The organism is Mesorhizobium sp. M7A.F.Ca.CA.001.08.2.1 (assembly GCF_003998455.1).
GTDB lineage: Bacteria > Pseudomonadota > Alphaproteobacteria > Rhizobiales > Rhizobiaceae > Mesorhizobium > Mesorhizobium ciceri.
In genome coordinates this window covers 1-9,013 of the sequence record NZ_RZPW01000193.1, presented here as the reverse complement: position 1 = coordinate 9,013, position 9,013 = coordinate 1, and the positions used below count along the sequence as shown (strand labels likewise).

8 protein-coding genes and 1 pseudogene are annotated in these 9,013 nt (G+C 63.8%); 4 read left to right on the top strand and 5 right to left on the bottom strand.

Translation table 11 applies throughout. The features are described 5' to 3' along the window. From EN914_RS13885 to EN914_RS13875, 3 genes and pseudogenes are all read left to right on the top strand, one after another. A pseudogene (locus tag EN914_RS13885) lies at positions 1-288 on the top strand (hypothetical protein); the annotation flags it as partial. Positions 289-354: 66 nt separating this feature from the next. Then, positions 355-600, top strand: a complete 246-nt coding sequence (locus EN914_RS13880; protein ID WP_023760667.1) for an antitoxin — start codon at positions 355-357, stop codon at positions 598-600. After that, the gene (locus EN914_RS13875) at positions 597-983 is read left to right on the top strand and encodes a type II toxin-antitoxin system VapC family toxin (RefSeq protein WP_024504523.1); all 387 of its coding nucleotides are present in this window, start codon (positions 597-599) and stop codon (positions 981-983) included. The genes EN914_RS13880 and EN914_RS13875 overlap by 4 nt, the downstream gene beginning before the upstream one ends. Positions 984-989: 6 nt before the next feature. Here the strand turns inward: EN914_RS13875 and EN914_RS13870 are convergent, their stop codons facing one another. Continuing rightward, a complete protein-coding gene (locus EN914_RS13870; protein ID WP_013529938.1) occupies positions 990-1,937 on the bottom strand; it encodes a cation diffusion facilitator family transporter in 948 nt (315 codons plus the stop codon). 5 nt (positions 1,938-1,942) lie between these two features. Beyond that, positions 1,943-4,132, bottom strand: coding sequence for an anthranilate synthase (locus EN914_RS13865; RefSeq protein ID WP_024504524.1), 2,190 nt, complete (start codon positions 4,130-4,132; stop codon positions 1,943-1,945). Between the two features lie 319 nt (positions 4,133-4,451). On the opposite strand from EN914_RS13865, the gene EN914_RS13860 reads away from it, so the two are divergent. Beyond that, positions 4,452-5,222, top strand: a complete 771-nt coding sequence (locus EN914_RS13860; RefSeq protein WP_024504525.1) for an isocitrate lyase/phosphoenolpyruvate mutase family protein — start codon at positions 4,452-4,454, stop codon at positions 5,220-5,222. Position 5,223: 1 nt separating this feature from the next. Here the strand turns inward: EN914_RS13860 and EN914_RS13855 are convergent, their stop codons facing one another. The 3 genes from EN914_RS13855 to EN914_RS13845 form a co-directional block, all read right to left on the bottom strand. Then, positions 5,224-6,279 (bottom strand): succinylglutamate desuccinylase/aspartoacylase family protein, encoded by a 1,056-nt coding sequence (locus EN914_RS13855; protein WP_024504526.1) that lies wholly within the window; start codon positions 6,277-6,279, stop codon positions 5,224-5,226. 86 nt (positions 6,280-6,365) lie between these two features. Beyond that, a complete protein-coding gene (locus EN914_RS13850) occupies positions 6,366-7,538 on the bottom strand; it encodes an MFS transporter (RefSeq protein WP_024504527.1) in 1,173 nt (390 codons plus the stop codon). A gap of 125 nt (positions 7,539-7,663) precedes the next feature. Continuing rightward, on the bottom strand, positions 7,664-9,013 hold a 1,350-nt coding region (locus EN914_RS13845), incomplete at its 5' end, for an FAD-containing oxidoreductase (RefSeq protein WP_127389126.1).

The window sequence follows — 9,013 nt, the reverse complement described above, 5'->3', positions numbered from 1 at the left end:
GTCACCACACGGCAGAAATCGGCCAAGGTGACGCAGACCTATTCCTGCCAGGGCGAAGCCGACCAGTGGCGCTGCGCGGCCAGCACGAAGATGAGCGATTTCTCCTGGGACATCGCGCAGAAGGAGATTTTCCTCAAGCGTGGCGCCAACGGCACGATGATGCTGGCCAACCCAAACAGCGCGCTTGCAATCGTCGACCTGTGTTCGAAGGCGGACGCCGGAAAGACGAAATCCGACGACAAGGTCTATCGGCTGAAGCCAATGCCGCAATCGGCCTGCTCGCCCTGAGCTCGGACTTGTCTACGTCGCCATGAAGGGATATATCTTTGCTATATCTCATTTGAGGATAGCGTGATGGACAAGGCGAAAGTGTTCTGGTCGGGCCGGTCACAAGCTGTGCGTCTGCCCAAGGAGTTCCGTTTCGAAACAGATGAGGTTTCGATCCGCCGTCACGGGCAAACCGTCATTCTGGAACCGCTTGCGCAGGACTGGGCGTGGCTAGACCAAGTGATCGGACCGCTTGATAACGATTTCGCCGAGGCGGCGCTCGAACGTCAAGACGGGCAGGATCGACCTGCCTTGGATGACGTTTTCAAGTGATCTACCTGCTCGACACCAATGCCGTCATCGCGGTCATCAAGGGCGACGCGGGTCTGTTGGCGCTGCTAAAACGGCACAGGCCGCAGGACTTTGCCCTCTCTGCGATCGTCGCGCACGAACTGCACTATGGTGCTGAAAAGAGCCAGCGAAGGGCTGAAAATTTGGCGCGCATCGAAGCTCTGCAGTTCCCGGTGCTCGAATTCGACCGAGAAGACGCAAGACATGCTGGGGAGATTCGGGCAACGCTTGCGACGTTAGGAACTCCGATCGGTCCCTACGATGCGTTGATCGGTGGGCAAGCGCGCGCTCGGAACCTTACGCTGATGACCCGTAATGTCCGGGAATTCGAGCGGATCAAAGATCTCTCAATCGAGACCTGGTGAACCGCCTCATGCGAACGGCACGGCCGTCGTGCCCTTGGGCAGCTTGGCCTCGTCGTCGGGCTCGACGTGGATGGTGACGCGCACCGAGGGGATTTCGGCCTTCAGCGCGTCCTCGATGCGGTCGCAGATGACATGGCTGGCGCCGACCGACATGTCTGCGTCGACGACCAGATGAAACTCGATGAAGGTGGCGCGGCCGGCGATGCGCGTCTTGAGGTCGTGCACTTCAAGCGCGCCCTTGCAGTTAGCCGAGATGACGTCGCGGATGCGCATGTGCTCCTGGGTGTCGACGGCGCGGTCCATCAGCCCGTTCATCGACGAGCCGATGACATGCCAGCCCTGCCACAAGATGTTCAGCGCCACGAGGACGGCAAGTGCGGGGTCGAGGATCTGCCAGCCGGTCAGGATCGCCCCGACCAGGCCGCCGAAGACCCCGATCGAGGTCACCACGTCGGTCATGATGTGGTTGCCGTCGGCGACCAGTGCCGGTGATTTCTCCGCCCTGCCGGCGCGGATCAGCGTCCAGGCCCAGAAGGCGTTGATAATCGTGGCAACGCCGTTGACCGCAAGACCTTCCCAAGGCTGTTCCAAGGGTGACGGAGTCTGCCAGGAGCGCCAGACCTCGTTGAGGATCAATAGCGCGGCAAGCACGATCAACACGCCTTCCAGCACTGCCGAGAAATACTCGGCCTTGTGATGGCCGAAGGGATGATCCTGGTCGGCCGGCTTGTGGCTGATCTGGATCGCCCAGAAGGCGGCGACCGAGGCGATGACGTTGACGATCGATTCCAGTGCGTCCGAATAGAGTGCGACTGAGCCGGTGACGTACCAGGCGGCAGCTTTCAGCGCGAGCACGACAAAGGCGACGATAATCGACCAGAAGGCGAGGTTCGCGACCTTGCGCTTCGCGGCCGCCTTGGCCGCGATCGCCATCGTGTTCTCGGCTTCGGCCATGATCGTCAGGCGGCCTTTTCCTTGGCCTTGCGCGGCAGGTGGGCGACGATGTTCTCGATGATGCGCATGCCGGCATTGTGCCCGAGCGTCATGATCGATTCCGGGTGGAATTGCACTGCGGCGATCGGCTCCTTGCGGTGCTCGAAGGCCATGATGACGCCGTCCTCGGTCTCGGCCGTGACGATGAAATCGTCGGGCAGCCGCACCGGATCGGCAAAGATCGAGTGGTAGCGGCCGACGGTGACTTCCTTGGGCAGGCCGGAGAAGATGATGCCGGGCTTGGAGACGCGGATGCGCGACGGCTTGCCGTGCATCGGTATGTGCAGCTGCCGCAGTTCGCCGCCATAGGCCTCGGCCAATGCCTGCAGGCCAAGGCAGACGCCGAAGATCGGCAGTTCGCGGGCGCGCGCCTTCTTGATGGTTGCGGCGCAATCGAAGTCCTTCGGCGTGCCGGGGCCGGGCGACAGCACGACGAGGTCGGGTTTCAGCCGGTCGAAGACTTCCTCAGGCACCGGCGAGCGAACGGTCGAGACGTTGGCGCCGGTCTGGCGAAAATAATTGGCCAGCGTGTGGACGAAACTGTCCTCGTGGTCGACCAGCAGGATGTTGACGCCGTCGCCGACGCGCGCGGTGGTGCGCTCGGTGCTGGCGGAATTGCCTGTCTTGGCGTCGCGGATGGCGGAGAGCATGGCGGATGCCTTCAGTTCGGTTTCGGCTTCTTCTTCCTCGGGAATGCTGTCGAACAGCAATGTGGCGCCGGCGCGCACTTCGGCAATGCCGTCCTTGATACGGATGGTGCGGAGCGTCAGGCCGGTGTTCATGTCGCCGTTGAAATTGACCATGCCGATCGCGCCGCCATACCAGGCGCGCGGGCTCTTCTCGTTCTGCTCGATAAAGCGCATGGCCCATAGCTTCGGCGCGCCGGTGACGGTGACCGCCCAGGCATGCGACAGGAAGGCATCGAAGGCATCCATGCCTTCGCGCAGCCTGCCTTCGATGTGGTCGACCGTATGGATCAGGCGCGAATACATCTCGATCTGGCGCCGGCCGATGACGCGCACCGAACCCGGCTCGCAGACCCGCGACTTGTCGTTGCGGTCGACATCCGAGCACATGGTCAGCTCGGATTCATCTTTCTTCGAGTTGAGCAGTTTCAGGATCTGCTCTGAGTCGGAAATTGCGTCGTCGCCGCGCTTGATGGTGCCCGAGATCGGGCAGGTCTCGACGCGGCGGCCGTTGACGCGCACGAACATTTCCGGCGAGGCGCCGATCAGATATTCACCTTCGCCCAGATTGATGAAGAAGGAATAGGGCGACGGATTGATGGCCTTCAGCTTGCGCGAAATCTCGGACGGCTGCGTCTCGCAGCGCTCGTAGAACATCTGGCCCGGCACGACCTCGAACAGGTCGCCGCGCTTGAACGAATCCATCGCCTTGCGCACCAGGTCGGCATACTCGCCGGGTTCATGGTCGCCGCGCGGCGGGATGCGGTCGGGGCTCTTGAACGGCTCGGAGATTTCGTCGCGCGGCAGCCCTTCGGTCGAAAAACCCTCGCCGGCATAGTCGTAGCGGTCGGTCCATGCCTTGGCCGAATAATGGTCGACGACCAGGATCTCGTCAGGCAGGAACAGCACCAGGTCGCGCTGGCTTGGCTTGCGTTCGAGCTTGTAGTCGACCGGGTCGAACTGGAAGGCGAGGTCGTAGCCGAAAGCGCCGTAGAGACCAAGATTGGCGTCTTCCTCGGTCTTGAACAGAGCGGTGATGGCGCGCAGTACGGTGAACACCGAAGGAACACGGCTGCGCTCTTCTTCCGTGAAGACACGGCCGGGCTTGGCGACGTCGAGACGGATGAGCCTTTTCGATGTCTCGGCGATGGTGATATCGGCCAGGCTATCCAGCGCCTTGCCGATGACCGGCAACAACACCTCGCCACGGCCGTTGAGCGCCTCGATACGCATGGCGCGGCCGCGCGCGGAGACAACCAGAGGCGGGTCGATGATGGCGGTGTCCCAGCGCGTGTAGCGGCCGGGATATTCATAGTTGGAGGAAAACACCGCGCCGCGGCGCGAATTCAGGCCGTCGACGTAAGCGTCGATCGCGCCCGCATACGGCCGGTCGTGGCGCGCGCGGGTGATGGTGATGCCACCCGCGGTCACGAAACTTTCCGCGCCGTTTTCCAGAACCTTCATCGTCATTGCCGTCTCCATCAGCTTCTTGGGGCAACGGACCCGGGAATGGCTTGGAAAAAACAAATGGCCGCCCGGACTTTCCGTTGCGGCCACCCTCTCTATTCACGCGCACGTGTTCGAACAGGCCGCTGTCAGCAGGCCCACCACCAAATGGTCTTGATCGAACGCATATTCATGGCGAAATCCATAGCTGCGAAAAGAGGGATGCGCAACAGGTTTGAAAGTCTGTTCGTTGGCCGCCGCTTCTCAGGCTCATGGCACATCGCCAGAGCCGACAGTGCCGCTTAGAGTGCTCATCCAACAGCAGGAAGACGGGAAAACAACCATGACCGAGCAGATCGAGCGCGCGCGGACGTTTCATTCCCTCCACGTCAAGGGCAACCCGGTCGTCCTCTACAATGCCTGGGATCCGGGTTCGGCCAAGATCATCGAGAAAGCGGGTGCCAAGGCGATCGCCACCGGAAGCTGGCCGGTCGCGGCCGCGTTCGGCTACGCCGATGGCGAGAAAATCCCGCTGGAACTGGCGCTCGACAACATCAAGCGCATCGTCGGGTCGGTCGACCTGCCGGTGACCATGGACCTCGAGGGCGGCTACGGCGTTGACCCGGAAATCGTCGCTCGCACGGTGACGTTGGCGCTGCGGGCCGGCGCTATCGGTTTCAATTTCGAGGATCAGATTGTCGGTGGCAGCGGCCTGCATGACATTTCCGTGCAGGCAAAGCGCATCGAAGCCGCGGCGGCGGCCGTCAAGGCTTCCGGCATACCGGCGTTCATCAACGCTCGAACCGACATCTTCCTCAAGGCGAAACCGGATGCGCATGATGACGTTCTGCTCGACCAGGCCATCGAGCGCGCACAGGCCTTCGAAAAAGCCGGCGCGCACGGCTTCTTTGCGCCGGGCCTTGGCGACGAAGGCCTGATCGAGACGCTCTGCAAGGCAATTGCGTTGCCGGTCAACATCATTGCGCTGGCGCATGTGCCGCCGCGCCAGCGGCTGGCGGAACTGGGTGTCGCCCGCATCAGTCACGGCCCGGTGCCTTACCGGCAGATGGCGGAATGGCTGGAGGCGAAGGCGCGACTGGCTATTTCGGGCTAAGTCAGTCCTCCAGCGTTCCCGACCGGGCATCAGTGCTCTTCCTGTCGCCGACCAGCTTCAGAAGATCTTCGCCGGCGCGGATGATGCGGCGCGAGCGGCGGGTCAGGATGATGCCGTCCTGCGGTGCGAACACTTCGGTGCGGCCATCGGCTTCACCCGGTGCATGGACGATGGTGGCGAGGCGCGCGCCCTTGGCGACGCGGTCGCCGGGCTTCACGTCGTAGAGCACGGCACCGGCCCGTGGCGCCGGCATCATGTCGATGTTTTCCAATGGCGCCACGAAGCCGGTGAAAGGACCCGGCGCGGGCAGGGCGCTGTCGGCGATCACGCCGCGCGCCACCAGCAGCCGGTAGAGGCCGTCGGCGTCGGCGGCGGCCAAGGCACCATCGACATCGAGGATGCCGCGATATTCGACGGTGGTGGCGACGCGACGGTCGAGCTTGGCCACATCGGCGGGGACGTTCTGATAGGGCATGATCGAGGCGCCCTCGAAGGTGCCGTCAGTGTCTTCGCTCCACAGCACGACCGCGTCGACGCCCATGGCCGCGGCGCAATCGGCCATGGCAGGCCACAGGCTGGTGTGGACGTAGAGATAGGCGAGGCCCTCGTCATCGCAGTGCAGGTCGAGCACGATGTCGTGGCCGAGCGAGAGCTGCACCAGCCGCGTCTTCAGCCGCTGGTCGACGCTGCCAAGGGTAATGTCGGGCAAGAGCGCTGTGTCGGGCGCCGTTAGCAGCGGAAAGCCGCGGTTGAAATTGGTGCGCGTGCCGAGATGGAAGCGGCCCTGATGCTCGCCGAAATGATATTGCGCCCGGCCGATCGGGTTGGCCCAGGGCACGATGGTGAGGTTGCCCTTGATGCGGCCTTCGGCCTCCGCCCTGGCAAGCATCGGCATCAGCGCGTCGATGGCGACGACACCCGGCAACTCGCCGGCATGGAGTGCCGCCTGCAGATAGGCCGAAGGAGCAGCCTTGTCGGAACCAGTGAAGCGGAACAGCGGGAATTCGTAGGAAACCCCTTCGCTTTCCCCGGCGATGCGTTCGATCGATTTCTGCATGACTTCCTCCATCAGGAGCGAGAGACATGCGATTTGAAGGCGCCGATGTCGATTGGTCCAGCCTGCCGCGCTATGGGCGCAAGAGACTATTCAGCCGGAAGCGGGATGACCGGCGCGCGCCGGTCCAGCGCCTGCGACAGCACAGCGACGGTGACCGCCAAAACAGCGAGTGCTGCGCCGACCAGCGGCAAATTGGCATAGGAAACACCGGCGGACAGGGCCACGCCGCCTATCCAGGCGCCGCTGGCATTGCCGATATTGAAGGCGCCCTGGTTCAGCGTGGCGGCAAGGTTCGGTCCCTCGGAGGCCGCCTCGACGACCCGGATCTGCAACGGCGGCACGACGACGAAGATGAGCAGGCCCCACAGGAAGACGATGCCGATGGCAACGCTGGCGATTGCGCCGAACTGCCTGAATCCAACGAAAAGCAGGGCCATCAGCAGCAGGGTGCCGATCACTGTCGGCATCAGTTTCCAGTCGGCCAGTCTGCCGCCGATGATGTTGCCGATGGTCATGCCCGCGCCGAACAGCAGCAGAACCCACGTGACTGCCGAGGTCGACAAGCCCGATACCTCGGTGAGGTAGGGTTTGATGTAGGTGAAGACGGTGAACAGGCTTGCGGAGGTCAGCGCCGCGATCAGCATGGCCAGCCAGACCTGCAGCTTGCCCAGCACGCGCAGCTCGCCGCGCAGGCCGCCACCGCTTGGCTCGGCGACATCGGACGGCACCAACCAGGCGATCGCTGCCACCGAGATCAGGCCGATACCGACCACGGCAACGAAGGTGGAGCGCCAGCCGAACGCTTCGCCAAGTGCGGTTCCGGCGGGAACACCCAGGATGTTGGACAGCGTCAGCCCGGCGAACATCAGCGCGATAGCGCTGGCGCGCTTGTTGCGCGGCACCAGGCTGGCGGCAACGACCGAGCCGATGCCGAAGAAGGCGCCGTGGCCGAAAGCGGTGAAGACGCGCGCGGCCATCAGCGTCCAGTAGTTGGGCGAGATGGCGCAAAACAGATTGCCGACGACGAACAGCACGGCCAGCCCGACCAGCACCGGCTTGCGCGGCAAATGCGCAGTGGCCATGGCGACGATCGGGGCGCCGAAGACGACGCCCAGCGCATATCCGGTAACCAGCAGGCCCGCCGCGGGGATCGACACGCCGAGGTCGGCGGCGACCTCAGGCAGCAAGCCCATGATGACGAATTCGGTGGTGCCGATGCAGAAGGACGCAATGGCAAGCGCAAGGATCGGCAAGGGCATGGTGCGTCCAGACTGAATCGGTTCAATTCCAGACTGCGCGAAGCACGCCACCGTGCGCAAGCTGCATTGCTGCATTGCAGCGATGCAGAAAAGGAAGAGCTTTAAAATGGGTCTTCAACGGGCTGTCACGCCAGCGGCTTCAGCTCCTGGGCAATGGTGGGCAGCAACTCCGAAACATTGGGATGGATGTGCACGGCACGCGCCAGCGTGTCGACGGGCGCCTTGGCGTACATCAGGTCGAGCACACAATGGATAGCCTCGTCGCCGCCGGGGCCGAGCACCGAGCAGCCGAGGATCTCCCTGGTGTCGGCATCGACCAGGATTTTCATGAAACCCTGCGTCTCGCCGTTTTCGATAGCGCGGCCGACGCGGGTCATCGGCCGCTGGCCGACCAGCGCGCGACGGCCGGATTTCTTCACTGCGGCCTCGGTCATGCCGCAGCGGCCAAGCGGCGGGTCGATGTAGAGCGCATAGGCTTCGATCCGGTCGCTGACCCTCCGCGGATCGTTGTCGAGCAAATTGGCGGCGACGATCTCGTAGTCGTTGTAGGAGGTGTGGGTGAAGGCGCCCCTGCCGTTGCAGTCGCCCATCGCCCAGATGCCGGGCACGCTGGTGCGCAGCTGGTCGTCGACGGTGACAAAACCGCGCTTGTCGACCTCGACGCCGGCCCTTTCCAGGCCGAGATCGTCGGTGTTGGGCGTGCGCCCCAGCGCCAGCAGCACATGCGAGCCGACCGCCGGTGGCTTGCCGGCGGAGAAGGTCACGGCGATGTCGTCACCCTGTCTGGCGAAGGCAATGTCGTCGGCGCCGACATGGACCGCGATGCCTTCGTTTTCGAGGATCGACAGGATGGCGGCGGAGACATCCTCGTCCTCGCGGCCGGTCAGGCGCGGGCTCTTCTCGACGACGGTGACTTCCGCGCCGAAGCGGCGGAACATCTGAGCGAATTCGAGCGAGATGTAGCTGCCGCCGACGACGACGAGATGGCGCGGCAGCACGTCGAGATCCATCATCGACGAGTTGGTCAGATAGTCGATGTCGTGGATGCCGGGAAGGTCGGGCACCGAGGCGCGGCCGCCGGTGTTGAGGAAGATCTTTTCGGCGGTCAAAAGATCGTCGCCGACGCGCACCGTGTTGGCGGATTCGAAACGCGCATGGCCGCGATAGAGGGTGCACTTGTCCATGCCGGCAATCCAGGTCTCAAGATTGGTGCGGGCGTCGATCGTCACCTTGTCCTTGCGCGCCTTGATCATGGCGTAGTCGACGCCGACGGGGCCACTGAGCGTCACGCCGTAGTCGGCGGCGCGGCGCGCCAGATGCGCGGCATAGGCGCTGGCGACCATGGTCTTGGTCGGCATGCAGCCGGTGTTGACGCAGGTGCCGCCGACCAGCTTGCGCTCGATCAGCGCGACGCTCATGCCGGCGGCCGTCAGCCGCCCGGCCAGCGGAGGGCCAGCCTGTCCGGCACCGATGAT